A 25,331-nucleotide genomic window follows, 5' to 3' on the forward strand; every position below is an offset into this window, starting at 1 on the left:
TCCTTTGCATCAGGAAGCGGGCCCGGGATTGTCCCGTAGCGCCGCCAGCAAAGCCGCGGTTCCAGCACCACGGCAGTCCACGATTCTTTTGGCGCCCAACGCCTCGGCCATCTCGGCCACACGAGGGCTGGGTACGAACAAGGGTAGTTCACGCAGAGTTGACCAATCGAATCCTGCCAACTCGCGTAACGACTGCAAACCCTGCCCACTGCTGACCACCATGGCATTCAGCCGTTCCGAACGAACCAGTTCGATCAACCTGTCGCACGGGTACTCAGGCAGATATCTCCGGTACAGCTCGAGGCTGTCGACCTGAACGCCACGGCCGCGAAGCGTATCGGCGAGATGTTCACGCCCCCCCTCCCCGCGCAGGATGAGCGCTTTCGGAGCTGCCACGTCTAGCGCCTCGGCCAGTCGCGGCAGCGCCAGCAGCGCTTCGCTATCGTCGCCACTGGCGGGCCAGGACACATCCAGGCCGTATTCTTCAAGAATGGCGCCAGTCGCTGCGCCCACGCTGAACCAAACTGGCCCAACTGGGGGAACTTTCCAATAACGACCGAGCCGCTCCAGGCCCAACCGGGCCGCCGGTTTGCTCACTACCACCACGGCAGCATAACGATCCAGCTCCAGCATGACCTCGCGCTGTTCGGGCGTTTCGTCGAGTGCCTCGATAGCGAGCAGGGGCAGGCTGGCACTGTGGATGCCCTGACCCGCCAAGATGTCCGCCAGGGCGGCGCATTCTTCTGCGGGCCGCGTCAGCAAGAGACGCCAGCCGTTCACGCCTTGCCGGCCTCACCATAAATATCCTGAAGGATCTTGCCAGCGCCTTGCTGCAATAATTCTTCTGCGATGCGCACACCGAGCGCTTCGGCTTCGGCATTGGGCGCACGGCCTTCAGCGCGTAGGAGCAAGGCACCATCGGGCTGGCCGACGAGCCCACGCAACCACAGCTGATCGCCTTCGAGTACGGCATAACAGGCGATCGGCACCTGACAGCCTCCATTGAGGTGGCGGTTCAGGGCCCGCTCGGCGCTCACGCGGATGGCGGTATGGGGATCGTTCATGCATTGAAGCAGCTGATGCAGCTCGGTATCGCCGGTCCGGCACTCGATCCCGACGGCGCCCTGCCCGCCGGCAGGCAGGCTGTCCTCGACACTGATGCTGGTGCGGATGCGGTCGCCAAAACCCAGGCGGATCAGGCCGGCCGCCGCCAGGATGATTGCGTCGTACTCGCCTGCATCGAGCTTGGCCAGGCGAGTGTTCACGTTACCGCGCAGGAACTGGATCTTCAGATCGGGGCGACGCGCCAGCAGCTGCGCCTGGCGCCGGAGACTGGAGGTGCCTACGATCGCGCCGGCAGGCAGCGCATCAAAATTCTCATAGTGAATGGAGACGAACGCGTCGCGCGGGTCTTCCCGTTCACAGATGCAATACAGACCGAGCCCCTCGGGGAATTCCATGGGCACGTCCTTCATGGAGTGCACGGCAATGTCCGCTTCGTTCTCCATCAGGGCTGTTTCCAGCTCTTTGACGAAAAGACCCTTGCCGCCGATCTTTGCCAGCGGTGCATCGAGCAGCTTGTCGCCCCGACTGACCATCGGCACCAGGCTCACCGTCACATGCGGATGAGCGGCTTCCAGGCGCGCCTTGACGTATTCGGCCTGCCACAGGGCCAGGGCACTCTTGCGGGTGGCGATGCGAATTTCGCGGGACATGAACAATTCCAGACAGATGAACTGCCGGCGATGATAACAGGCCAGGAACAGCGATCGGGTTGGCGGGGATCAAGGAAAGCCGTCCGGGGGACGGTTGAACTGGAACGGGGCGCCTGTCCTTAGCGCCAGGCCCGAATCAGAGGTTTTGCATCAACTTGCGCACACCGGCGACATGGCGGCGGCTTACGGTAAGCGGCTCGCCCTCAAGCCCCTTGAGAAACAGCTGGAAATGTCCAAGGGGGGTGCGCTGCAATCGCTCGATACGGTCGCGATAGACCAGCGCATTGCGGTGAATGCGGACGAAACGCTCGCCGAACTCATCTTCGAGCGCCTTCAACGGCTCATCTAGCAGAACCTCGCCGCCCTCATGGCGCAGGGTGACGTATTTGTGGTCAGCGATGAAATAGATCACCTGAGGCAATGGGATCAGTTCAATGCCCTTGCGGGTCCGTGCGCTGATATGGCTGCGCGGGCCGGTGCCGCTCACCGCCGCAGGACGCGTCAGCGCCGCGAGTTGCACACGATTGGGCCGCTCGGCTTTCTTCAATGCTTCGGCGAGGTGTTCCGGCCGTACCGGCTTGACCAGGTAACCGACCGCGCTCACCTGGAAGGCGTCCAGCGCAAACTCGTCGTGGGCGGTGCAGAAGATCACCGCAGGGGGAGCGTCGCGCTCGCACAGCTTGGCTGCAACCTGGAGGCCATCAAGCCCCGGCATACGGATATCCAGCAACACAACATCGGGACGCAGTTCCTCGATCAGGGACAGCGCCTCTTCGCCATTGGAGGCGGAAGGTTCCAGGACACGATAGCCGTCAAGGTCACCTACCAGTCGGCTGAGGCGCTCGCGGGCTAGAGGTTCGTCATCGACAATCAGCACATTCATACAGTTCTGGCTTCCTGCTTTTGTGTCGCACACGGATAGCGTAGACAGGTGTAGTAACGGGCATTACGCCGCTCCACGCTGAGACTCGCCGCGGGACCGAAAAGTGCCGTTAGTCGTGCGTCTATATTGAGCAGCGCTTGCTGAGTCCCTCTAGATGGCAGCTTTGGAGCCGTCTCATCAAAGGGGTTACTAACCTGCAAATGGAACACGCCGTCAGCATAGTACGCCGCCACGCTGACCACCCCGCCCTCGATTCTTGGCTGGATTCCGTGGATAAGCGCGTTTTCCAGAAGCGGCTGCAGGGTCAGCTGGGGAATCGGCAAATCATCCGGTACGGTATCGACCTGCCATTCAACTTTCAGCCGTTCGCCGAGCCGGTACTGCTCGATTGAAAGGTATCGGCGTGACAACTCCAGCTCTTCGCGCCAAGGCACCAGGGTGCCGGGGCGCGCCAGGCTGGCACGGAACAGATCGGACAGGTCGAGCACCGCTTGCTCGGCCTTAGCTGGATCGGTGACCACCAGGCTCGCGATGCTGTTCAGGCTGTTGAACAGAAAATGCGGTCGGATGCGCGCCTGCAATGACTCGATGCGAGCGCGAAGCTCGGCCTGCTCCTGCCGCCGCCATTGGCTCTGCAGATAGAAATAGCGCAGCAGCAGGCCGGACATGATCAGGCTGATCAATGCATGGCGCAGATACAGATTCACCTCGCCGACGCGCGTCAGCGGACCGCCAAGCTGATAGATATCGGCAACCGCCGTGCACGCCAGCGTCAGCCCGACCACCATCGCACAGCAAGCAAGCCCTGCCAGCCAAGCCGGCAATCGCGCCAGCAGCGGTCGCAGCTGACAAGTCAAACCGGCCGACAGCAACATCACCCACTGCACGAACAACGACGCCAGCGCCAGGCGCATCCAGTTGAACCCTGGTTGCATCGGCTCGGCGAGCACCAGCACGAGCACCAGCAACTCGGCGAGCAGCACCAGGCCGAGCAACGCGTCGGGCTGGCAGAGTTCAGGCACGAAGAAGTCATCGACAGGGGCCGCCGGCCGCGTTCGATCGAGTTTATTTGTTCGCATGAATTGAGTTTCCGCGCCGCAGGAGCGCAAAGCAAGGCGAGCCCGGCAAGGCGGCCACTGCCGTTGCGAAGTGGGAGCCGAGTCTATCGACTCGGAACGTTGCAATGATGACGAACGGTCGCCAGTTCCACGCTTCGGCAGTCATGAATGCGGCTGTATCGGCCGATACAAGGTGTTCTACGAGCGATTCGTTTTGCGCATGATGGCGCAATGCTTGCATCCCATTATCGACCCGCCAATTGTTACCGCTGCCCCAGGAGTTTGAACCGTGCTGCTGTTTTCCTCTCTGCGTAGCCCCTTGCTACGCCCGGTATTCCTGACGCTGTGCGGCGCCGTTCTGGTGCAAGTACTGGTTGCTCTCGCATTGACCCGGGGCACCATCGACGGGCTCGAACAAGACATCGAGCAAAGCCTGGGCGAAGATTCGGCGCGCCTGCTGCAAGCGCTGCGCTCGGCAGATGCCGAAGTCAGGGGCGGGCTTACCAACCTGGCCGAACGCATGACCAGCGATCTGTCCCAGGGACTGACACAGCGATTGACCGAAGAGCAGAATCAGCTGAAAGACGTGCTTGAGCGTCACCTCAAGCAGTCCGGCGACGACCTCGCCACGCTGCTCGCTGGCGTCGCGCCAGCTGCGATCTGGGACAACGACGTACCGGCGCTGACCGAGTTCGTCAGAATGGCTCACCGCAACCCGGCGGTCGTCTTCGTCGTTTATTTCGATGCCAATGGCAACCAACTCACCCGCCACTTGAACCGCCAGGATCCCCGAGTCAAAGCACTGCTGGACAAGGGCACCGGACGCACCGCGTTCGACAAGGTACTGTCCGCGGCCGAGAGCGACCCAACGCTCTATCTCGCCAAGACATCGATCAACCCCAAGGGGGCGGACATCGGCCAGGTGATCCTCGGCTTCTCCACCTCAGCGGTGAGCACGGAACTGGCGGCGTTCGACAGCCGTTTCCAGACACTGGTCGCCAGCGGAGCGAAGCTGGTGGAAGCCGGTCTCGCAACCACCGCCAGCGACAGCGCAAAAATCATGGCGTCTGGCCTGGCCGCGGCGACGGAGGTGGCACAAAGCATCGAGTCCAATAGCCAGAAGGCAGTGGAGCGCTCCGCGTCGGCGCTGCTTTGGAAAATCAGCGTTGGCCTTGCTGTCATCGGAACACTGCTCCTGCTCGCCGTCACGCTGGTGCTCGGACGCCAGGTACTGCGCCGGCTGGGCCTGCTCAGCACCGCGCTGCGCGACCTTTCGGCCGGCCACGGCGATCTCACCCAGCGCGTGAAGATTCACAGCGCAGACGAGGTGGGCGAGATGGCTGACGCGGTCAATCTGTTCCTGGCCAAGCTCCAGCCGATCGTCCAGGAAGCACGCGCTATCGCCGTACAGACCGGGGCGGAAATCGACACACTGGGCAACCGGAGCCGCTCCGCTGCAGCCGCTGCCGAGCGCCAACGTGACGAGGTCGCCCGAAGCCTGCAGGCGTTGGCCGACATGACCCAGCACGCACAGAATGAAAGCCGCGCCATGCAGACTGCACTTGATCAGGTTGCCTCGATTCGCAAGGCCGCGGTAGATAACGAGGCGATTTCCGAGCAGGTGGGCCGTACGATCGAAGCGCTTGGCAGTGGCGTACAGACAAGCGCCTCGGTGATCGAAAAACTGGCCAAGCAGAGCGAACAGATCGAGGTGGTACTGACCGTGATTAAGGGCATCGCCGAGCAAACGAATCTGCTTGCGCTGAACGCTGCCATCGAAGCCGCTCGCGCCGGCGAGAGTGGTCGTGGATTCGCGGTGGTGGCCGATGAAGTGCGAGCGCTCGCCAGCAAGACTCAGCAGTCCACGGGCGATATCCAGGCGCATATCGAAAGCCTACAACGGGGTGCACGTGACGCCGTCTTGGCGATCAACACGGCGGGCAAGCAGGCCGAAAGCGGCGCGGCTTCCCTGGGGAGCAGCCGCGAGCTACAGCGCGCCTTGCAGACTGCCGTCGAGCAAGTGCACCAGGTCGTAAGGGAGGCAACCAAAGGCGCAGAACACCAAGCCAGCACCGCAACGGCCGTGCGCGAGCGGGTCGAAGTCATCTTGACCGAAGCCGAACGATCCGCCGACGCGGTGACTGCAACCGCGGCCAGTGGTAAGGAACTGGGCGTGCTTGCGCAGAGGCTCGAAGCCAGTCTCGGCCAGTTCAAGGCCTGATAAAGCCGCTCGCTGCGGAGCGCCAGCACGGAAGCCGCGCGTAACCCTGTTATTATTCGGGCCCTCCAATTTGCCCATCCGATTCAGCGAGCGCATTCATGAGCACCGACAAGACCAACCAGTCCTGGGGCGGCCGATTCAGCGAGCCCGTCGACGCCTTCGTCGCCCGATTCACCGCCTCCGTCGAGTTCGACAAGCGCCTCTACCGCCACGACATCATGGGATCGATCGCCCATGCGACGATGCTGGCCAAGGCCGGCGTGCTGACCGATGCCGAACGCGACCAGATCATCGCCAATCTGAAAGAAATCCAGAACGAAATCGAAGCCGGCACGTTTGACTGGCGCGTCGATCTCGAAGACGTGCACATGAACATCGAAGCACGCCTGACCGACCGCATCGGCGTCACGGGCAAGAAGCTGCACACCGGCCGCTCGCGCAACGACCAGGTCGCCACCGACATCCGCCTGTGGCTGCGCGATGAAATCGACCTGATCCTCGGCGAAATCACACGACTGCAAGAGGGCCTACTGGGCCTGGCCGAAGCCGAAGCGGACACCATCATGCCCGGCTTCACGCACCTGCAGACAGCCCAGCCGGTGACCTTCGGCCATCACCTGTTGGCCTGGTTCGAGATGCTGTCGCGCGACTATGAGCGCCTGGTCGACTGCCGCAAGCGCACCAATCGCATGCCGCTGGGCTCGGCCGCGCTGGCCGGCACGACTTATCCCATTCAGCGCGAGATCACCTGCGAACTGCTGGGTTTCGAGGCCATCTCCGGTAACTCGTTGGACGGCGTCTCGGATCGCGACTTCGCCATTGAATTTTGCGCCGCCGCCTCAGTGGCGATGATGCACCTGTCGCGCTTCTCCGAAGAGCTGGTGCTCTGGACCAGCGCGCAGTTTCAGTTCATCGACCTGCCCGACCGCTTCTGCACCGGCAGCTCGATCATGCCGCAGAAGAAGAACCCGGACGTACCAGAACTGGTACGCGGCAAGACCGGACGTGTGTTCGGCGCGCTCGCTGGCCTGCTGGTGCTGATGAAAGGCCAGCCACTCGCGTACAACAAGGACAATCAGGAAGACAAGGAGCCGCTGTTCGACGCTGCCGACACCCTGCGCGACTCGCTGCGCGCCTTTGCCGATATGGTCCCGGCGATCAAACCCAAGCGCGAAATCATGCGTGAAGCCGCGCTGCGTGGTTTTTCCACAGCAACCGATCTGGCCGACTACTTGGTGCGCAAGGGCCTGCCCTTCCGTGATTGTCACGAGATCGTTGGCCATGCGGTGAAGTACGGACTAGAGGGCGGCAAGGACCTGGCTGAAATGAGCCTCGCCGAGCTGCGCCAATTCAGCGACCAGATCGGTGAGGACGTCTTCGCCGTGCTGACCCTGGAAGGGTCGGTGAATGCCCGCGATCACATCGGCGGTACGGCACCCAGGCAGGTTCGCGCAGCCGTTCAGCGCGGCCGTGAATTGCTGGTCACTCGCTGAGCCAAGTCACCTGGGCAGGCGCGAGGCGGCTCGTGCCTGTCAGACCGGAGAGTTTTCATGTCGTTGAACATTCGCCCCGCCAGCCGCGATGATGCCGCGCTGATCCTGCGCTTTATCACCGAGTTGGCAATCTATGAGCGCGCCGAGCATGAAGTGAAAACCGATGTCGCGGGCATCGAGTCCAGCCTGTTCGCCGAAGATGCCAGCGCCAGTGCGCTGATCTGCGAGCGCGACGGCCAGCCGATCGGCTATGCGGTGTATTTCTTCAACTACTCGACATGGCTTGGCCGCAATGGCCTTTATCTCGAAGATCTTTACGTCACACCCGAGGCCCGGGGTACCGGTGCAGGCAAGGCGTTGCTCCAATATCTGGCGCGCTTGGCAGTGTCGCGTGGTTGCGGGCGCTTCGAGTGGTCGGTGTTGGACTGGAACGAACCGGCCATCCAGTTTTACGAATCACTGGGTGCACGCCCCCAGGATGAATGGACCAGCTATCGCCTGACCGGTGAAGCGCTACAGGCGTTGGCGGAGCAGGCCTGAGATTGACACGAGCGGGAACTCAACCTGTCGGATGGCGCCAAACGCCTTGACGCCCGAGATTGCTCCCCCTTATGCCCGACCTCAAAACGTTGCTGCTCAATCAGGACACCCAAGGTGCCGAAGTATTCGACTCACCTAAGGAGCGCCTGAACTTCTATCGCTCGGAAATCCACTTCGAGTCGACGCTGCTGGCCAGCCGCACCAGCGGCTACCTGTCTTCGCAGTCGTTTCTGATGATCGCCTTCGCCTCGTCCATGGCCAACACTAATCCCGACTGGGGAAGCCTGTTCCGTCTGGTGGTGCCGAGCATCCTGGCGCTGCTTGGGCTGCTCACTTCGCTGCATGCGATACCTGGCATTCGCGCGAGCTTCGACGTGATCGAGCGCTGGCATCGCAAGCAGGCCGAGCTGCTGCAGACCGAAGGCAATGTCGGCCTGCTGCCCAACCACGATTCCGCTCTGTTCGGTGAAGGCAATAGCCCGCCGGGCGGGAAGCGCTACAAACGTACACTGCTGTTCTCGCTGCGCACGCCCATCATTTTTGGCGCCGTATGGGCGCTACTGGGCGCGTTCTGCATCGTTCTGTATTTCTTCGGCTGATCAAAGCCAGTCACGGAACTTGAACCAGGCGTAGGGGATGATGGCTGAAATCACCATCATCCCAAGGGCCATCGGATAGCCAAACGACCAACTGAGCTCGGGCATGCTCTCGAAGTTCATGCCATATACCGTGCCCACCAGCGTTGGCGGCAGGAACAGTACCGCCGCAATGGAAAACACCTTGATGATGGCGTTCTGTTCGATATTGATCAGGCCCAGCGTGGCGTCGAGCAGAAAAGCGATATCGCCCAACAGCCGCGCCTGATGCTCCCCAAGCGAACGCACGTCACGCTCCAGCGCCTTCAGCAGGCCCTTGGCGGCACCCTGCCTGGGCTCGTTAGCATGCAGGCGATAAAACGCCAACAGACGGGTTGAGCTGAACAAGCTTTCGCCCAGCTGCGACAGGAGCGAACGGTGCTGCCCAAGCTGCTGGATGATCTGCTGCAGGTCCGTGCGCTGCTCCTTTCGCACGTCGAAGATGCACCTCGACAAGGTCTGAAGCTGGACCTGAACGCTTTCCAGCACGTCGGCAATGCGATCAACCACAGCGTCCGCCAAGGCGAGAAAGATCTGATGACTGGAGGAATAGGTCGACGGCTGCCGAGAACTCTTCGTCTCGAACTGCCGGAACGCACTGAGCTCGGTATAGCGAACGGTCACCAGGCAACGCTTGGTCAGGACAAAGGTGACTTGGGCATTTTCCGGCCGCCGATCGGCGATCCCCATCACCACCGTTGTGGTCATGAAGATGGCGCCATCCTCATCGTAGAAGCGCGACGAGTCTTCAATTTCGGCGAGTTCTTCGCGGGTCGGAATGTCCAGCCCCAACGACGATTCGATAAAACGCTCTTCCTGCGAATCAGGCGACAGCAGATCGGCCCACAGCATATTGTCAGGAAGCGTCTGCAGATTTTCGGCAACGCGCCGCACCAGCGCGCCGTTTTCAAGACAGTGAAAGATGATCATTGCTGTAGTCGTGTTCTCGATAAGTCATAGTAAGAGTAGAAACCGACCCAAGCGAAGCGTTCAGCCGGCCTTTTCCGCCTGATGCCAGCTTGCCGGTAGTCACCTCAACACGCTATCGAGAACTTCCCTGACGAGAGTTGCGACATGAACGATGCCACGTCCGATGATGATGAAACCTTTGCCGAGGAAACACTGATCCAGGCAATCGAAAACCAGCTTGAAGCCGGGGAACCCGCCGCTGCCCAGGCTACGCTGAACAAACTGACACTGGTCGGCTACGAGCGCGACGAGATCCTCAAGCTGATGGCGCTCGTGCTCGCCAGGGAGATCCGGCAGATGCTCGAGCAAGACCGCCCGTTCGACATCGAAGGGTACGAAACGCAGCTGCGCAACCTACCCGACCTAGCCGAATAGTCTTAGACGGCGGCACGCGCGCACGTAGCATCTACACTTCCGCAAACAGGGCCAACGCCCATCATCCGAGGAGCAGACATGTCCTACACCCCAGAAGTGGTAGCCGAGCTGGAAATTCTTCGCCTGTTCAACCTCGACAACTCACTCGAAGGCCTGAAAGTCCACCACGACGCCGGCGACGCGGCGATCGCTGCCGCCCAGCGCCTGCATAGCAAAGGTCTGACAACCCTACCCGACGGCGGCTACCTGACGAGCCTCGGACGCGATGCCGCTGAGCATGCCCAAGTGCTGCTAACAATTCTCACTGAGCCCGTTCCGGCTTAAGCTTGAGGCGACCAAAGCCTAGCCGAGCACGCCATTTACCGGTTTGACCACCGCACAGGCGCTCGGCTATCACCCGTTTCTTGCAGCTGCGGCTTTCACTGACCCGTGCTAGTTTTCGCCCTTCGCCTCGATCAACATGTCGGACAACATCGTTTGCCTGAACCAATCGCCACATGACGCGCCACCAGGAAATCCGCCCAATCCTTGAAGAGGGAATCGATCGCAAGGTGCTCGCTGCGCTTCGTGCTCGCTTTCTTTCATTGAATGCCGCACGCCTGGAACGCACCCGGCTCGTCATGTCGTCCCGCCAACAGGCGGTGCTCACACTGTTGCCGCTGCTTTTCCACGTAAACCATCCAATTCTGCCGGGTTACGTTTCCAGCACTACACCAGCCGGACTGGCAGGGTTCGAGCCGGACGCCGAAACATTGGCTGAAGCTCAGCGCCTGAGCCGCTCGTTCACCTACAAGCCACTGCGCGGTAAGCCGCCGCAGCCGATTCTCGGCCTGTTTCTCATGGGCAGTCTTGGCACCGTTGCGCAGGACGACCAAAGCGACCTGGATGTCTGGGTTTGCCATGATCCGGATCTGTCTGCGCAGCAACTCAGCGAACTGCAACGCAAATGTGAGCTGCTACAGGGATGGGCCGCAACTCAAGGCAGCGAGGCGCATTTTTTCCTGGTCGATCCGGTCCGCTTCACTCAGGGCGCCCGCGAAGCCAAGCTGACCTCCGATGACTGCGGGACCACTCAACACTATCTGCTGCTTGATGAGTTTTACCGCACCGCGATCTGGTTGGGCGGACGCACCCCGCTCTGGTGGCTGGTACCTGATTACGAAGAGCACCGCTACCACGACTACGTGCGCACCCTGCTGGACAAACGCTTCGTGCGCAGCGACGAGGTGCTGGATCTGGGCAGTCTCGCCAGCATCCCGCCCGGCGAATACCTCGGTGCCGGCTTGTGGCAGCTGTACAAGGCCATTGAGTCGCCCTACAAGTCGCTGTTCAAGCTGCTGCTGATCGAGGTCTACGCCGGCGAGCATCCTCAGGTGCGCTGCCTCAGCCTCGACTTCAAGCAGGCTGTGTATGCCAATCGACTCGATCTGGACGAGCTCGATCCTTACATCGTCGCCTACCGCAGAATCGAGCACTACCTCGACAGCCGCGGCGATCAGGAACGCCTCGCACTGCTGCGCCGCTGTCTATACCTGAAGGTCAATAAGCCGCTCAGCCAGCCCTTCAACGGCCGAAACAAAAGCTGGAAAAGGCGGTTGCTTGAGCGCCTGGTGGCGGAATGGAAATGGGATGATCGACAGTTTGCCCAACTCGACGCACGTAGCCAGTGGAAGGTGCGGCGGGTCGTCGAGGAACGCCGAGCACTGGTCAACGAACTGACCTACGGCTACCGATTCCTCAGTGAATTTGCGCGGCGCCTGCAGATCATCAGCAGCATCAACGGACGGGATTTCGGTGTACTTGGCAGGCGTCTGCATGCCGCGATCGAACGCAAGGCGGGCAAGGTTGAAGCCATCAACCTGGGCATCGCGCCCGACCTGGCAGAGCACAGCCTGACCCTCATGCAGGGCTACGACGCCGCGGACGACGTCTACTGGGCGCTTTACGAAGGCAACCTGAATGCCCAACAGCTCAGCAATTTTTCGCCGCTCAAACGCTCCCGCGAGCTGGTTCCACTTTTAGCTTGGTGCCATCGCAACGGCATTATCGATACGGCAACGCATGTCGCGCTGCACCCCGGCGACAGCGGCCTGACGGAAGCCGAGCTGTTCGCGCTGTTGACCGATATCCGCCAAGCATTCCCAATGCCGCCTCAGGCTCTGGCTGACGAAGCGCTGTTGGTCGCGGCGAGCCCCGTCAAGGTCCTGCTGCTGATCAACGTCGGTCTTGACCCGCTGAACCCACAACAACCCCTATCGTTCGACGAGCTAACCGAATCGCTGCGGCATGCCGTTACCCGAGACAATCTGGTGCTGAGCGTCGACCAACTGACACTGAACAGCTGGAGCGAACTGATCGCGACGCGCTATGAAGGCACATCCCCGTTGCCGGACTGCCTGCGTGATTTCCTTCAAGAGCTGCCGATTCGTGGCGAGCGGCCCGATCTGCGAATACGCTGCTTCAGCCGAAATGCCGGCATGGCACTCGCGCGACGTATCAACACCGTTTTTACCGACGCCCAAACGTTGCTCGACGAGCCGGGTGAGAGCCGTTACCTGTTGCAGGTCCGCCAGCACTACCACCTGCTGGATCTGGTGAGCGGAAATGTCCGGCACACCACATTGAGCGACATGCCCGCACTGCTGGAACATCTCGGCGAGGCTCATCACACCGTGCGACCCATCCGCGTGGAGCGACACGCGCTCGAAGGGACCGACCTGCCGTTGATTCTTGGACAAGCCAGGGCACACTGCCTGCAAGTTTTCTATCGCGCTCAGGGAAGCCTGGCGGAAGTCACCGTTCTGGATGAATTCAACGCGCTCTGGCGCCAGCAACAGCCCTATCGAGACGAGCAGAGTCTGCTGACACCCTTGCTGCGGTTTTTGCAGTCGGTGAGTTACCGGCGCAACACCCAGCTTCCATTCGAAGAGAGCCGGCTGGCAGCGATGGATATCCTGTTCTACCGGCTCATGACACCGGCAGCGGGCGAGACAGTGAACATCGAGCGGATACCGCCGCCACGGGAAAACGTCGGCGATCCTTACTATGACGTGCAGGCAATCGTCGAACACAGCGAACGAGGCCGCTCACGGGTGACCCTGTACTGCAATCATCAGGAGTTTTCGAGCCTGGAATATGGCGCCGAGCTGTTCGCCGCAGTCGCGCATTTCATTCTTGCGCAGCGACGCGGCGCCGAGCGCTACCCCTGCTATATAACCGACCTCGACATGTCCGGCCTGCACGGCACTGGCCGCGCCCAAACTGTTCAGCACCTGCGCTACAAAGCGCACCTGGAGGCAGCGCTCAACCAGGCGCTGAAGTCGCTCTGATCCGTCCCGGAGCGAGAGCGGACGTGGTCACGACGCCCTCAGAGAGTGACGTCGCCCGCCGCTTCCGGCTGATATTCGACAGCCAGCAGGGTCAGCTTGAGTACCTTGCCGCTGGGCGTCGGCCAATCGATGTGCTGCCCCACCGTCATGCCTAACAGCGCTGTGCCTACCGGTGCCAGGACCGAGACAGTACCTTCCTTGCCGGCATCCTGAGGAAACACCAATGTCAGATGGTAGTCCTTGCCGACACCCTCCTCGCGACAATGGACGCGGGAATTCATAGACACCACGCCAGCGGGCAGCTCGCTGCGCTCGACCACCTGGGCGCGGGACAACTCTTCCTCGAGTGCCTCGGCGGCCGGACCGTAGTCAGCCAGGCCGTCGAGCAAACGCTCGAGCCGCTGGAGATCGGGTTGAGTGATGATGATGGGCGGTGCGCTGGTCATGGGTGCGGGTAAGCTCCTAGAAAATTAAACAGACAAAAAAACAAAACCCCGCCCGAAGGCGGGGTTATTTAACCTGCAACCGACCCTATCACAGCTCATTAAATAAGCAAGGGTGCCGGAATCATGGCTTGGGCCTGCCGCCCGCCACCCTTACAGGTCTTCGAATTCCAGCGCCTCGCCGCCCTGCTCCTGAGTAACCCGGGACAAAAGCTCACCGAGACGTTCATCGTTGGCGTCGCAGATCCACAGCGAGGTCGACTCGTCATAGTCGAAATGAAAACCACCGGAACGCGCCGCCACCCACAACTGGCGCAGCGGGGGCTGACGGCTGAAAATCAACTGGGTGCCGTTCTCGAAACGCACGGTCAGCACGCCACCGGAATTCTCCAGGTCGACGTCCATTCCGCTGTGATCGAACACGTCCTCGATTTCCTCCTGCGCAGCGTCAACAAGATCGTGAAAGCGGGCTTCGCTCAGGCTCATGAATCGATTTCCTCGGTACGGGTTGCATGGCGGCAACGGGGCCGCCGACGATGCTGGCGAGCTTAGCAGGCCACCGCCGCGTCTAGCGAGCGGCTGTCCGGGCAAGAGATCCAAGGTGGGACCGGCGAGCGCGGCCACATAGGCAATCCGACGGGTGCTGGGTATACTCCGGCCCATCGATTTTTCTAGGATTGCACCCCAATGAAGCGTCTGCTGCTTCCACTCATCGCACTGGCGGTTCTCGCTTCCGCGCTTACCGGCTGCGGCCAGAAAGGCCCGCTCTACCTTCCGGACGACGAGGCAACTGCCAAAGAACGTTCCAAAGACCGATTCGAACTGTAAGGAGGCATTCATGGAGGCCTTCTCGTACCGCGACGGTCAGCTCTTCGCGGAGGGCGTGGCGTTGCCCGCTCTCGCGCAACGCTTCGGCACCCCCACCTACGTCTATTCTCGGGCTCACATCGAGGCGCAGTACCGCGCCTACGCCGACGCGTTGCAAGGCATGCCGCATCTGGTCTGTTTTGCGGTCAAAGCAAACTCCAACCTTGGCGTGCTCAACGTACTGGCCCGCCTGGGTGCCGGCTTCGACATCGTTTCGCGTGGCGAACTGGAGCGCGTACTGGCGGCCGGTGGTCAGCCTGACCGCATCGTGTTCTCGGGCGTAGGCAAGACCCGCGACGACATGCGCCGCGCGCTGGAAGTCGGTGTGCACTGCTTCAACGTCGAGTCCACCGACGAGCTTGAGCGCCTGCAGCAGGTTGCCGCCGAGCTGGGCGCAGTGGCACCGGTCTCGCTACGGGTCAATCCGGACGTCGATGCTGGGACCCACCCGTACATCTCAACGGGCCTCAAGGAAAACAAGTTCGGCATCGCCATTGCCAACGCCGAGGAGGTCTATGCCCGAGCTCACGAGCTGAGCAATCTGGAGGTTGTTGGCGTCGATTGCCACATCGGCTCGCAGCTCACCACGCTGCCGCCATTCCTTGATGCACTCGACCGTTTGCTCGCCTTGATCGACCGCCTCGCCGTGCGTGGCATCCGTATTCGCCATCTGGATCTGGGCGGCGGGCTGGGTGTTCGCTATCGCGAGGAGCAGCCCCCGCTGGCCGGCGACTACATCCAGGCCGTGCGCAAGCGCATCGACGGACGCGACTTGGCGCTGGTGTTCGAACCCGGCCGCTCGATCGTCGCCAACGCCGGTCTGCTGCTGACCCGTGTTGAATACCTCAAGCACACCGAGCACAAAGATTTCGCCATCGTCGATGCGGCGATGAACGACCTGATCCGCCCGGCGTTGTACCAAGCCTGGATGGATGTCGTACCGGTGCAGCCGCGCGAGGGCGAGGCGCGTCACTACGACATCGTCGGCCCGATCTGCGAAACCGGAGACTTTCTCGCCAAGGAGCGCCCGCTGGTGCTGGCTGAAGGAGACCTGTTGGCGGTCCGTTCGGCCGGTGCCTATGGCTTCGTCATGAGCTCGAACTACAACACCCGCGGCCGCGCAGCCGAGGTGCTGGTTGACGGCGACGAAGCCTACGAAGTGCGCCGCCGCGAAAGCGTGCAGGAGCTTTATGCCGGCGAAAGCCTGCTGCCTGCCTGAGGCCACGACGATGCTTTTGCGTTTTACCAAGATGCACGGCCTGGGCAATGATTTCATGGTCATCGACCTGATCAGCCAGCACGCGCACATCCAACCCAAGCACGCCAAGCAATGGGGCGACCGGCATACCGGCGTGGGCTTCGATCAGCTGCTGCTGGTCGAGCCGCCGCACAACCCCGATGTGGACTTCCGCTATCGCATCTTCAACTCCGACGGATCGGAAGTGGAGCAATGCGGTAACGGCGCTCGCTGCTTTGCCCGCTTCGTGCTGGACAAGCGCCTGACCATGAAAAGGCAAATCCGCGTCGAGACCAAGGGCGGCATTATCGAGCTGATCGTGCGGCCCGACGGGCAGATCAGCGTCGACATGGGCCCGCCTCGCCTGATCCCGACTGAGATCCCCTTCCAGGCCGACCAACAAGCCTTGAGTTATCCGCTTCAGGTCGATGATCAGCAGCTGGACATCGCGGCCGTATCCATGGGCAACCCCCATGCAGTGCTGCGCGTGGAGGATGTCGATAACGCTCCGGTGCACCAGCTCGGGCCGAAGATCGAGCACCATTCGCGCTTTCCTCAGCGGGTCAATGCCGGTTTCATTCAGGTGGTCGATCGTCAGCACGCCAAGCTGCGTGTTTGGGAGCGTGGCGCAGGCGAAACCCAGGCCTGCGGGACCGGCGCCTGCGCCGCGGCAGTCGCTGCCATCCAACAAGGCTGGATGGATTCTCCGGTGCAGCTCGATCTACCCGGTGGCCGTCTGTCCGTTGAATGGGCAGGCGCTGGACACCCCGTTATGATGACCGGCCCCGCTGTTCGCGTATTCGAAGGACAGGTTCGCCTATGACCGAGCAAAACCAGGACAAGCCACAGCTGCCCGACGCAGAAGCCGTCGCGGCCTATCTGCGAGCCCATCCGGAATTCTTTGTCGATCACGACGAGTTAATTCCCGAACTGCGCATCCCTCACCTACCTGGCGGCGCGGTGTCGCTGGTCGAGCGGCAAGTTAAGCTGCTGCGCGAGCGCAACATCGAAATGCGCCATCGCTTGTCGCATCTGATGGACGTGGCCCGTGACAACGATCGGCTGTTCGACAAAACGCGTCGGCTGGTGCTCGATCTGCTGGATGCCAACAGCCTGGAAGAAGTCATCGGCGCGGTGGATGAAAGCCTGCGGCACGAGTTCCAGGTGCCCTTTGTGAGCCTGATCCTGTTCAGTGAAACGCCGCTGCCAGTCGGCCGCAGCGTTACCAGCGCCGAAGCCCAGCAAGCCATCAGTGGATTGCTTGGCAGCGGCAAGACAGTCTGTGGTGTGCTTCGTCCGCATGAACTCGCCTTTCTCTTTGGAGAAGAAGAAAGTCGCAGCATCGGCTCGGCTGCGGTGGTCGCCCTGAACCAGCAGCAGGGCATCCTGGCGATTGGGAGCGTGGACCCGCAGCACTATAAGAGTTCACTGGGCACCCTGTTCCTCGGTTACATCGCCGAAGTGCTGACACGCGTACTGCCCTCCTATTCCACGCCGCTGCGCTCGGTGCGTTGAGAACACAGACCACCCGCTACGGGCCAAAACCTGAGTGCCAGGCCCAGCCTTAGGCGAGCCGGCACTCCCAGGAAGCCGCTCATGCAAACCGACCTAGACGCCTACTTCGAACACCTGCGCACCGAGCGACAGGTGTCGCCGCATACCCTCGACGGCTATCGTCGCGACCTGGTCAAAGTGCTCTCCTTCTGCGAAAAGCAGCGGCTGCCTGAATGGGGGCAACTCAAAAGCCCGCACGTGCGTCAGCTTATTGCCGAGCAGCATCGCCACGGCCAGTCCGGACGCAGCCTCGCTCGGCTGTTGTCGTCGCTACGCGGGCTGTATCGGTATCTCAACCAGGAGGGCCGCTGCGCCCATGATCCGGCTGCCGGCATTTCCGCACCCAAGGGCGAGCGGCGCCTGCCGCGCTTGCTAGATACCGACCGAGCCATGCAGCTACTCGATGGCGGCGTTGAAGACGATTTCATCGGTCATCGTGATCAGGCGATGCTGGAGCTGTTCTATTCATCAGGGTTGCGCCTGGCCGAGCTGGTCGGGCTGAACCTCGACCAGCTGGACCTGCCCGCGGGACTGGTTCAGGTCCAAGGCAAGGGCAACAAGGCACGGGTGCTGCCCGTAGGCCGCAAAGCGCGCGAAGCCCTCGAAGCGTGGCTGCCAGTGCGCGCGCTGAGCAATCCGCCGGATGGCGCCGTGTTCGTCAGCCAGCAGGGTCGCCGGCTGGGTCCGCGAGCGGTGCAGCTACGGGTGCGCCAGGCAGGCGTGCGTGAACTGGGTCAGCACTTGCACCCGCACATGCTCAGGCACAGCTTTGCCAGTCACATGCTGGAGTCCTCCCAGGATCTGCGCTCGGTGCAGGAGCTGCTCGGCCATGCCGACATCGGTACCACCCAGATCTACACCCACCTGGATTTCCAGCACCTGGCCAAGGTCTATGACCAGGCGCACCCACGCGCCAAACGCAAGCAAGGCAGCGACCAATGAGCATTCGCCTGATCACCTTCGACCTCGACGACACGCTGTGGGATGTCGGCCCAGTCATTCACAGTGCAGAAAACAGCCTGCGCGACTGGCTCGGGCAGCATGCGCCTCGACTGGGCGGGTTTCCGGTGGAGTCGCTCGCTGCAATCCGCCACATGTTGGTTGAATCCGAACCCGGCCTGAAACACCGCATTAGCGAGCTGCGTCGACGCATCCTTTTTCACGCCTTGCATGACGCCGGCTACCCGGAGGGCGAGGCCCGAGATCTTGCCAGTCGAGCATTCGAGGTTTTCCTCGAAGCGCGGCACGCCATCGACCTGTTTCCTGACGTTCACCCCACGCTGGAGCATCTGGCCAATCACTACATGCTCGGCGTGCTGACCAACGGCAACGCGGACGTCCGACGCCTGGGGTTGGCCGACTATTTCCAGTTCACCTTGTGTGCAGAAGACCTGGGGATCGGCAAGCCGGACCCACGGCCGTTTCAGGAAGCGCTCGGGCGAGCGGGCGTAGCTGCCGAACACGCCGTCCATATCGGCGATCACCCCGACGATGACGTCGGCGGGGCGCAGCGCGCCGGTGTCCGTGCCATCTGGTTCAATCCGGGCGGCAAAGCGTGGCAGCATGAAGGCCAGCCTGACGCCGAAGTTCGCAGCCTGGCAGAGCTCCCGAGACTGCTCGCACGGTGGCGGTAACCGAATAACAACCGCGCAGATACGACAAAGCCCAACACGACCGTGTTGGGCTCTGTTGCGATCACACGTTTACCGGCGTGACGCTTCGTCCGATCCCGCCCCTCAGAACCTAGATAGGACGACTGCCGTATTTGCTGTCGGGCTTCTTGGGCGGATCTGCGACCACGTTGGGTTCGACTTCCTGTACGCGTCCCCCGCGTGCCAGAAACTCTTCCATTGCTCGAGCCAACTCGTCACGTTCCTTCTGCTTGGCTTCCAGGCTCGGCAGCTCTTCTACCACAACCGCCTTGGCCTTCTTTTTACTGGTCGGCGCTGCCCGGTCGCTGTCGGTGCTTTCGTCGTCGGCGCTGTTATCTGCTTCGCCGTCATCGGCAGCAGGCAGCTCCTCGCCTTCGTCCTCGTCGTTCGTGTCCAGATCGTCTTGTTCTAATTCTTCGTCGCTCATGTTCAACCTCGTACCTTGCCAAAGCGGAAGTTATAGCCCAGCGATGTGCTTTGTTCGCCATCGCCAAAAAAATTCAACTTGCCATCCCGTGCAACGTGGCCAGAACCTGCCTGGCGCCACCTTGATCCCGGTGCTCACCCAGGTAGATACCCTGCCAGGTCCCCAATGCCAGCCGCCCCTCGCTGACGGGCAAACTTACCTGGCAACCCAGCAGGCTAGCCTTGAAATGCGCCGGTAGATCGTCCGGTCCTTCGTAATCGTGTTCGTATCCAGCTTGGCCCTGCGGTACCAGACGGTTGAAAAACCGTTCGAAATCGCGCCGGACTGCGCCGTCGGCATTCTCGTTGACCGTTAATGAAGCCGAGGTATGACGCAGCCACAGGTGTAACAGACCGATCTCGCATTGTTGCAGTTCCGGCAGTTGTGCAAGCAGCTCGTCGGTTATCAGATGGAAGCCTCGCGGCCTCGGGCGCAGCGTGATGAGTGTCTGTCGCCACATTCTAAAAGACCCCTTCGGCTCCTGAACGCGCGCATTCTAGCGCGGCGCCAGAAAAAACAAAGGGCGCCCTGAGGCGCCCTTGTCGACAGCGGAGAAATCAACGCTTGTTGGTGAACTCGGGATAGGCCTCGAGGCCGCACTCGACGACGTCGACGCCCTCGTATTCTTCCTCTTCGCTCACACGCAGTCCCATGACCGCTTTGAGGATGCCCCACACGATCAGGCTGGCAATGAACACCCAGGCAAAGATCGATACCAGGCCTAGCAATTGCGCGCCGAATGTCGCGTCCGCATTGGTCAGCGGCACCGCCAGCAGGCCCCACATACCCACAACGCCATGCACCGAAATGGCGCCGACCGGATCATCAAGCTTGAGTTTGTCCAGGCCGAGGATGCTGAAAACGACCAGTACGCCGCCCACACCGCCGATCAATACGGACTGCAGCGCGCTCGGGGTTAAGGGTTCAGCGGTAATGGCAACCAGACCGGCCAGCGCACCGTTGAGGACCATGGTCAGGTCGGACTTGCCGAACAGCAGACGGGCGGTAACCAATGCCGCGACCAGGCCACCGGCGGCCGCCATATTGGTATTGGTGAACACCTGAGCGACGGCGTTGGCGTCTTCGATAGTGCTCATCTTCAGCTGCGAACCGCCGTTGAAGCCGAACCAGCCCATCCACAGGATGAACGCACCCAAAGTCGCCAGCGGCAGGTTGGCGCCAGGGATCGCATTGATCTGACCGTTCGGACCGTACTTGCCCTTACGCGGGCCCAGCAGCAGGACGCCTGCCAGGGCCGCCGAAGCACCAGCCATGTGCACCAGACCAGAGCCAGCGAAGTCCAGGAAACCGGCAGCATCGAGGAAGCCGCCACCCCATTTCCAAAAACCCTGCACTGGGTAGATCACACCCGTCATTACCACCGCGAAGGCGATGAACGCCCATAGCTTCATCCGCTCGGCCACCGCGCCGGAGACCACCGACATGCAGGTGGCGGCGAATACCACTTGGAAGAAGAAGTCGGCACGGGTCGAGTAGTACGGTGCGTCTTCACCACCTGCGGCGACCACGTCCACCGCGTTCTCGTCACCGATCAGAAAGCCCAGGCTCGGCAGGATGCCCCCGTCCGGACTGGAGTACATGATGTAGTAACCGATCAGCAGGTACATGATCGACGCCACGGCGTAGAGCACGATATTTTTAGTCAGGATCTCGGCGGTGTTCTTCGCCCGAACCAGACCGGCTTCGAGCATGGAGAAACCGGCCGCCATCCACATCACCAGCGCACCGCAGATGAGGAAGTAGAAGGTATCGAGTCCGTACTGGACGGGTATCAAAGCTGTGCTATCCATTTTTTTATCACCTTTTGCCGAGCGCCTCGCAGCGCTGTTCGGTTAAGGCGCCCGGGTTGGCTCCGGGCGCACTCCGTGTGCTTACAGGTTGTAGCCGCGCTCGTTGTGCAGGCTGAGATCCAGGCCGATGGTTTCTTCTTCTTCGGTGACCCGCAGCCCCATCACCACATCGATCACCTTGAGGATCACGAAGGTGACGATGGCGGTGTAGACGACGGTGAAGAGCACGCCCTTGAACTGGATCCACAGCTGCAGTGCGATGTTTTCCACCTCACCAAAGCCGCCCAGTGCCGGGGCAGCGAACACGCCAGTCAGCAACGCACCCACGATGCCGCCGACTCCGTGCACGCCAAAAGCGTCCAAAGAGTCGTCGTAACCGAGCTTGCGTTTCAGGCTGGTTGCACAGAAGAAGCAGATGACGCCGGAGGCCAGACCGATAATCAGCGCGCCCATCGGGCCGACCGTACCGGCGGCTGGTGTGATGGCGACCAGACCGGCCACGACACCCGAAGCGATGCCCAGGGCGCTGGGTTTGCCGTGAGTGAGCCACTCGGCGAACATCCAGCTCAGCGCAGCCGCAGCGGTTGCGATCTGGGTCACTAACATGGCCATTCCGGCTGTGCCGTTAGCAGCCAGCGAGGAGCCGGCGTTGAAACCGAACCAGCCGATCCAGAGCATCGCGGCGCCGACCAGGGTGAGGCCGAGGTTGTGCGGCGCCATCGGCGTGGTCGGGAAGCCTTTGCGCTTACCGAGCACAATGCACGCCACCAGGCCAGCAATACCGGCATTGATGTGCACCACGGTGCCGCCCGCAAAATCAAGCACACCCCAGTCCCACATCAGGCCGCCATCGCCGCCCCAGACCATGTGCGCGATCGGTGCGTAAACCAGCGTGAACCAGACGCCCATGAACACCAGCATCGCGGAGAACTTCATGCGCTCGGCGAACGCACCGACTATCAGCGCCGGGGTGATGATGGCGAAGGTCATCTGAAAGGTGATGAACACGCTCTCCGGCACGGTACCGGTAAGGCTGTCAGGCGTCAGGCCGCTGAGGAAGGCGCGACCCAAGCCTCCAACGAAGGAATTGAGGTTGGTGACGCCTGCTTCCATACCGGTGGTATCGAACGCGAGGCTGTAGCCGTAGACCATCCAGAGGATGCTCATCAGGCCGGTGATGGCGAAGCACTGCATCATCACCGACAAGATGTTCTTGGAGCGGACCATGCCGCCGTAGAACAGCGCCAGGCCCGGAATCGTCATGAACAGCACCAGCGCGGTGGCCGTAAGCATCCATGCCGTATCGCCGGAATCAAGCGTTGCCTCCTGCGCCATGGCGATGCCTGGACTTATCAGAGACAAAAGGGCTCCTAGCCCTGCGAATTTTCGCAGAGTCATGGTTTTACTCCTGGGGCGTGGGGGTTCGTAGGCCTGCTAGGCAGGCAATCGCAAATGCTCGGACGGTGCGTGGCGACGTGTCGGGCGTTGCCGCCCGCTCAAACGCGCGCTACGCGTCGGGCCGTCAGATTGCGTCGGTATCGGTTTCGCCTGTGCGGATGCGAATGGCCTGTTCCAGATTCACGACGAAGATCTTGCCGTCGCCGATTTTTCCGGTGTTGGCCGCCTTGGTGATCGCCTCGATCACGCGATCGAGTTGGTCATCGGCGATTGCCACGTCGATCTTCACCTTCGGCAGAAAATCGACCACGTATTCAGCCCCGCGATAGAGCTCGGTATGGCCTTTCTGGCGACCGAAACCCTTGACCTCGGTGACCGTGATGCCCTGGACGCCAATCTCGGACAGCGACTCGCGTACGTCGTCCAGCTTGAACGGCTTGATGATGGCAGTGACTAGTTTCATGAAACTTCTCCCGTTTAGGTGGACTTGCCCCAGAAGTACGAACCCGGCTCAAGTCTAAGCGCAGTGTCTGGCTCTTGTAACGCGCCGGCGTTGCCGAGCGACCATCCGACACCATCAACCGATCCGACGAAACGTCCCGAATCGCCTTTGCACCGCTACCTGCTGGTGCATGCGTCATGAGGAGCTAAGCAGAATCGATGCCAGCTTTTTGCAATGCCCGGCGTGAGGCGCTCCGCAATGGGCGTACGCGGCCACATCAGAGCTCGCCCGTGCTAATAGCGCACCATGCCAGTGCACGGCACCGCAACGGCATGCCCGCAAACGTGCACGCGCGTCGGCAGGACGGTCGAATAGCCCGTGTTACACTGCGCGTCGCTCAGAAACAGGTAATGCCCATGTTCCCACCCAAAGCTTTTCTCGACGCCGTCGGCGCCCAGGCCTCGCGGCTATTCAGCGGTGAAAACCCCCTGCCCCGCGCGGAAGTCGAAGCCCAGCTCAAAGGCATCGTGCAAGGTGCGCTGAGCAAGCTCGATGTGGTCAGCCGTGAAGAATTCGACAGCCAGATGATCGTGCTTGCACGCACCCGGGCGAGACTTGAAGCCCTCGAAGCAAAGGTCGCCGAGCTGGAAGAGAAAATCGCGCCACCCGCGTCCGAATAGGCCGGCTGGCGTCACGATCAAAGGAGTGATCGGATGTCCCTCGCAATTGTCCACAGCCGCGCCCAGGTCGGCGTGGAAGCGCCGACCGTCACGGTGGAGGCGCACCTTGCCAATGGCCTGCCTTCGCTGGCCTTAGTCGGCCTGCCGGAAACGGCCGTCAAGGAAAGCAAGGACCGCGTGCGCAGCGCGATCCTGACGTCCGGCTTCGACTTCCCGGCCCGACGAATCACGCTCAATCTTGCGCCAGCCGATTTGCCTAAAGATGGTGGCCGCTTTGATCTGGCCATCGCGCTGGGCATATTGGCGGCGAGTGGCCAGATCCCTGCGGACCGGCTGGACACGCTCGAATGCCTGGGCGAGCTGGCGCTTTCCGGCACACTGCGGCCGGTACAGGGCGTGTTGCCCGCCGCGCTGGCGGCCCGCCAGGCCGGACGCGCCCTGCTGGTGCCACGAGCCAATGCCGAGGAGGCCAGCCTGGCGTCGGGATTGGTGGTCTACGCCGCCGACCACCTTCTGGAAGTCGCTGCGCACTTCAACGGCGTGACGCCCATCGAACCGTTTCAAGCCCAAGGCCTGTTGCGCCAGGTGCTGCCCTACCCTGATCTCGCAGATGTACAGGGCCAGGCTGCCGCCAAGCGTGGGCTGCTGGTGGCCGCAGCGGGTGGCCACAACCTGTTGTTATCCGGTCCGCCTGGTACCGGCAAGACATTGCTTGCCAGCCGGCTACCCGGCCTGCTTCCACCTCTGGAAGAACAGGAAGCGCTGGAAGTCGCAGCAATTCAGTCTGTCGCCAGCCAGTCTCCCTTGGCGCACTGGCCACAGCGCCCTTTTCGACAGCCCCATCACAGTGCATCGGGGCCAGCCCTGGTTGGCGGCGGCAGTCGGCCAAGGCCGGGGGAAATCACTTTGGCGCATCAAGGTGTACTGTTTCTCGATGAGCTGCCGGAATTCGACCGCAAGGTCCTGGAAGTGCTTCGCGAGCCCCTGGAATCGGGCTGTATCGTCATCGCCCGCGCGCGCGACAAGGTGCGCTTCCCAGCACGCTTCCAGTTGGTCGCGGCGATGAACCCCTGCCCCTGTGGCTACCTGGGCGACTCCAGCGGTCGCTGCCGCTGTTCGCCAGACCAGATTCAACGCTACCGCGGCAAGCTCTCCGGGCCGCTGCTCGACCGCATCGACCTGCATCTGACCGTCGCTCGCGAAGCCACGGCGCTGAACGCACCACTGGCTGGCAACGAAACCACGCAGCGGGTGGCAGCGCAGGTGGCCGAAGCGCGGCGTATTCAACTCAAGCGACAGGGCTGCGCCAATGCTTTCCTCGATCTTGCCGGTTTGCGCAACCATTGCTCATTGCAACCGGAGGACCAGCAATGGCTCGAACGCGCCTGCGAACGCCTAGGACTGTCGCTACGCGCTGCGCATCGGATCCTGAAGGTCGCACGCACACTGGCGGATCTTCAGCCGGCCGACGCCATTGGTCGCGCACACCTGGCCGAGGCATTGCAATACCGACCCGGCAACCAGACGGGCTGAAACCCGAAACAGCTTCCTGCCCGGCTCGAC

General features: G+C 61.8%; 26 protein-coding genes and 2 pseudogenes. 16 read left to right on the top strand and 12 right to left on the bottom strand.

Annotation, left to right across the window (positions count from 1 at the left end; all coding sequences use genetic code 11):
• Positions 1-9: 9 nt before the first annotated feature.
• From RT21_RS12185 to RT21_RS12200, 4 genes are all read right to left on the bottom strand, one after another.
• Positions 10-780, bottom strand: coding sequence for a uroporphyrinogen-III synthase (locus tag RT21_RS12185; RefSeq protein ID WP_046162929.1), 771 nt, complete (start codon positions 778-780; stop codon positions 10-12).
• On the bottom strand, positions 777-1,715 hold the full coding sequence (gene hemC, locus RT21_RS12190; protein ID WP_045430879.1) for a hydroxymethylbilane synthase: 939 nt from the start codon (positions 1,713-1,715) through the stop codon (positions 777-779). Before hemC ends, RT21_RS12185 begins: the two co-directional genes overlap by 4 nt.
• Positions 1,716-1,851: 136 nt before the next feature.
• A complete protein-coding gene (locus RT21_RS12195) occupies positions 1,852-2,598 on the bottom strand; it encodes a LytR/AlgR family response regulator transcription factor (protein WP_045430882.1) in 747 nt (248 codons plus the stop codon).
• The gene (locus RT21_RS12200; protein ID WP_046162930.1) at positions 2,595-3,677 is read right to left on the bottom strand and encodes a sensor histidine kinase; all 1,083 of its coding nucleotides are present in this window, start codon (positions 3,675-3,677) and stop codon (positions 2,595-2,597) included. Before RT21_RS12200 ends, RT21_RS12195 begins: the two co-directional genes overlap by 4 nt.
• A 1,039-nt stretch (positions 3,678-4,716) precedes the next feature.
• On the opposite strand from RT21_RS12200, the pseudogene RT21_RS24440 reads away from it, so the two are divergent.
• The 5 genes and pseudogenes from RT21_RS24440 to RT21_RS12220 form a co-directional block, all read left to right on the top strand.
• A pseudogene (locus tag RT21_RS24440) lies at positions 4,717-5,019 on the top strand (HAMP domain-containing protein); the annotation flags it as partial.
• Positions 4,993-5,877, top strand: a complete 885-nt coding sequence (locus tag RT21_RS24445) for a methyl-accepting chemotaxis protein (RefSeq protein ID WP_371263610.1) — start codon at positions 4,993-4,995, stop codon at positions 5,875-5,877. The pseudogene RT21_RS24440 and the gene RT21_RS24445, both read left to right, overlap by 27 nt.
• A gap of 98 nt (positions 5,878-5,975) precedes the next feature.
• Complete coding sequence (argH, locus tag RT21_RS12210) at positions 5,976-7,370, top strand: argininosuccinate lyase (RefSeq protein ID WP_046162932.1); 1,395 nt, start codon at positions 5,976-5,978, stop codon at positions 7,368-7,370.
• 57 nt (positions 7,371-7,427) lie between these two features.
• Positions 7,428-7,910 carry a GNAT family N-acetyltransferase gene (locus RT21_RS12215; protein WP_046162933.1) on the top strand — a complete coding sequence of 161 codons (483 nt, stop codon included), beginning with the start codon at positions 7,428-7,430 and terminating at the stop codon, positions 7,908-7,910.
• 71 nt (positions 7,911-7,981) lie between these two features.
• Positions 7,982-8,509 (top strand): hypothetical protein, encoded by a 528-nt coding sequence (locus tag RT21_RS12220; RefSeq protein ID WP_046162934.1) that lies wholly within the window; start codon positions 7,982-7,984, stop codon positions 8,507-8,509.
• Here the strand turns inward: RT21_RS12220 and RT21_RS12225 are convergent, their stop codons facing one another.
• On the bottom strand, positions 8,510-9,475 hold the full coding sequence (locus RT21_RS12225; protein ID WP_046162935.1) for a magnesium transporter CorA family protein: 966 nt from the start codon (positions 9,473-9,475) through the stop codon (positions 8,510-8,512).
• Positions 9,476-9,631: 156 nt separating this feature from the next.
• On the opposite strand from RT21_RS12225, the pseudogene RT21_RS12230 reads away from it, so the two are divergent.
• From RT21_RS12230 to RT21_RS12240, 3 genes and pseudogenes are all read left to right on the top strand, one after another.
• Positions 9,632-9,889, top strand: a pseudogene (locus RT21_RS12230) (hypothetical protein); the annotation flags it as partial.
• 78 nt (positions 9,890-9,967) lie between these two features.
• Positions 9,968-10,213 carry a TIGR02647 family protein gene (locus tag RT21_RS12235; protein ID WP_045430907.1) on the top strand — a complete coding sequence of 82 codons (246 nt, stop codon included), beginning with the start codon at positions 9,968-9,970 and terminating at the stop codon, positions 10,211-10,213.
• Between the two features lie 173 nt (positions 10,214-10,386).
• Complete coding sequence (locus RT21_RS12240) at positions 10,387-13,218, top strand: class I adenylate cyclase (protein ID WP_046162937.1); 2,832 nt, start codon at positions 10,387-10,389, stop codon at positions 13,216-13,218.
• Positions 13,219-13,256: 38 nt separating this feature from the next.
• On the opposite strand, the gene rnk is transcribed toward RT21_RS12240, so the two are convergent.
• Both rnk and cyaY read right to left on the bottom strand, forming a co-directional pair.
• Positions 13,257-13,664 (bottom strand): nucleoside diphosphate kinase regulator, encoded by a 408-nt coding sequence (rnk, locus tag RT21_RS12245; protein WP_045430914.1) that lies wholly within the window; start codon positions 13,662-13,664, stop codon positions 13,257-13,259.
• Between the two features lie 150 nt (positions 13,665-13,814).
• On the bottom strand, positions 13,815-14,147 hold the full coding sequence (gene cyaY, locus RT21_RS12250; RefSeq protein ID WP_045430917.1) for an iron donor protein CyaY: 333 nt from the start codon (positions 14,145-14,147) through the stop codon (positions 13,815-13,817).
• A 201-nt stretch (positions 14,148-14,348) separates the two neighbouring features.
• On the opposite strand from cyaY, the gene RT21_RS12255 reads away from it, so the two are divergent.
• The 6 genes from RT21_RS12255 to RT21_RS12280 all read left to right on the top strand — a co-directional run bounded on the left by RT21_RS12255 (position 14,349) and on the right by RT21_RS12280 (position 18,953).
• Entirely contained in the window at positions 14,349-14,489 is a 141-nt protein-coding gene (locus RT21_RS12255) for an LPS translocon maturation chaperone LptM (protein WP_019341253.1), read from the top strand.
• A 10-nt stretch (positions 14,490-14,499) separates the two neighbouring features.
• Positions 14,500-15,747, top strand: coding sequence for a diaminopimelate decarboxylase (gene lysA / locus RT21_RS12260; protein ID WP_046162938.1), 1,248 nt, complete (start codon positions 14,500-14,502; stop codon positions 15,745-15,747).
• Between the two features lie 10 nt (positions 15,748-15,757).
• Positions 15,758-16,588 carry a diaminopimelate epimerase gene (dapF, locus tag RT21_RS12265; protein ID WP_046163057.1) on the top strand — a complete coding sequence of 277 codons (831 nt, stop codon included), beginning with the start codon at positions 15,758-15,760 and terminating at the stop codon, positions 16,586-16,588.
• A complete protein-coding gene (locus tag RT21_RS12270; RefSeq protein WP_046162939.1) occupies positions 16,585-17,280 on the top strand; it encodes a DUF484 family protein in 696 nt (231 codons plus the stop codon). Before dapF ends, RT21_RS12270 begins: the two co-directional genes overlap by 4 nt.
• An 81-nt stretch (positions 17,281-17,361) precedes the next feature.
• Positions 17,362-18,261, top strand: a complete 900-nt coding sequence (gene xerC, locus RT21_RS12275; protein WP_046162940.1) for a tyrosine recombinase XerC — start codon at positions 17,362-17,364, stop codon at positions 18,259-18,261.
• Positions 18,258-18,953, top strand: coding sequence for an HAD family hydrolase (locus RT21_RS12280; protein ID WP_046162941.1), 696 nt, complete (start codon positions 18,258-18,260; stop codon positions 18,951-18,953). Before xerC ends, RT21_RS12280 begins: the two co-directional genes overlap by 4 nt.
• Positions 18,954-19,062: 109 nt before the next feature.
• Here the strand turns inward: RT21_RS12280 and sutA are convergent, their stop codons facing one another.
• From sutA to glnK, 5 genes are all read right to left on the bottom strand, one after another.
• Positions 19,063-19,398, bottom strand: coding sequence for a transcriptional regulator SutA (sutA, locus tag RT21_RS12285; RefSeq protein ID WP_045430936.1), 336 nt, complete (start codon positions 19,396-19,398; stop codon positions 19,063-19,065).
• Positions 19,399-19,471: 73 nt separating this feature from the next.
• Complete coding sequence (locus RT21_RS12290) at positions 19,472-19,897, bottom strand: secondary thiamine-phosphate synthase enzyme YjbQ (protein ID WP_046162942.1); 426 nt, start codon at positions 19,895-19,897, stop codon at positions 19,472-19,474.
• 97 nt (positions 19,898-19,994) lie between these two features.
• Positions 19,995-21,248 carry an ammonium transporter gene (locus RT21_RS12295; RefSeq protein WP_046162943.1) on the bottom strand — a complete coding sequence of 418 codons (1,254 nt, stop codon included), beginning with the start codon at positions 21,246-21,248 and terminating at the stop codon, positions 19,995-19,997.
• 81 nt (positions 21,249-21,329) lie between these two features.
• Complete coding sequence (locus RT21_RS12300) at positions 21,330-22,646, bottom strand: ammonium transporter (protein ID WP_045432246.1); 1,317 nt, start codon at positions 22,644-22,646, stop codon at positions 21,330-21,332.
• 124 nt (positions 22,647-22,770) lie between these two features.
• Positions 22,771-23,109 (bottom strand): P-II family nitrogen regulator, encoded by a 339-nt coding sequence (gene glnK, locus RT21_RS12305; RefSeq protein ID WP_003096476.1) that lies wholly within the window; start codon positions 23,107-23,109, stop codon positions 22,771-22,773.
• 395 nt (positions 23,110-23,504) lie between these two features.
• Here glnK and RT21_RS12310 point away from each other — a divergent pair, with 395 nt between their 5' ends.
• Complete coding sequence (locus tag RT21_RS12310) at positions 23,505-23,768, top strand: accessory factor UbiK family protein (protein ID WP_046162944.1); 264 nt, start codon at positions 23,505-23,507, stop codon at positions 23,766-23,768.
• A 33-nt stretch (positions 23,769-23,801) separates the two neighbouring features.
• Entirely contained in the window at positions 23,802-25,301 is a 1,500-nt protein-coding gene (locus tag RT21_RS12315) for a YifB family Mg chelatase-like AAA ATPase (RefSeq protein ID WP_046162945.1), read from the top strand.
• The last annotated feature ends 30 nt before the right edge of the window (positions 25,302-25,331 follow it).

Origin of the sequence: Pseudomonas sp. 10B238 (genome assembly GCF_000970615.1) — a bacterium.
GTDB lineage: Bacteria > Pseudomonadota > Gammaproteobacteria > Pseudomonadales > Pseudomonadaceae > Stutzerimonas.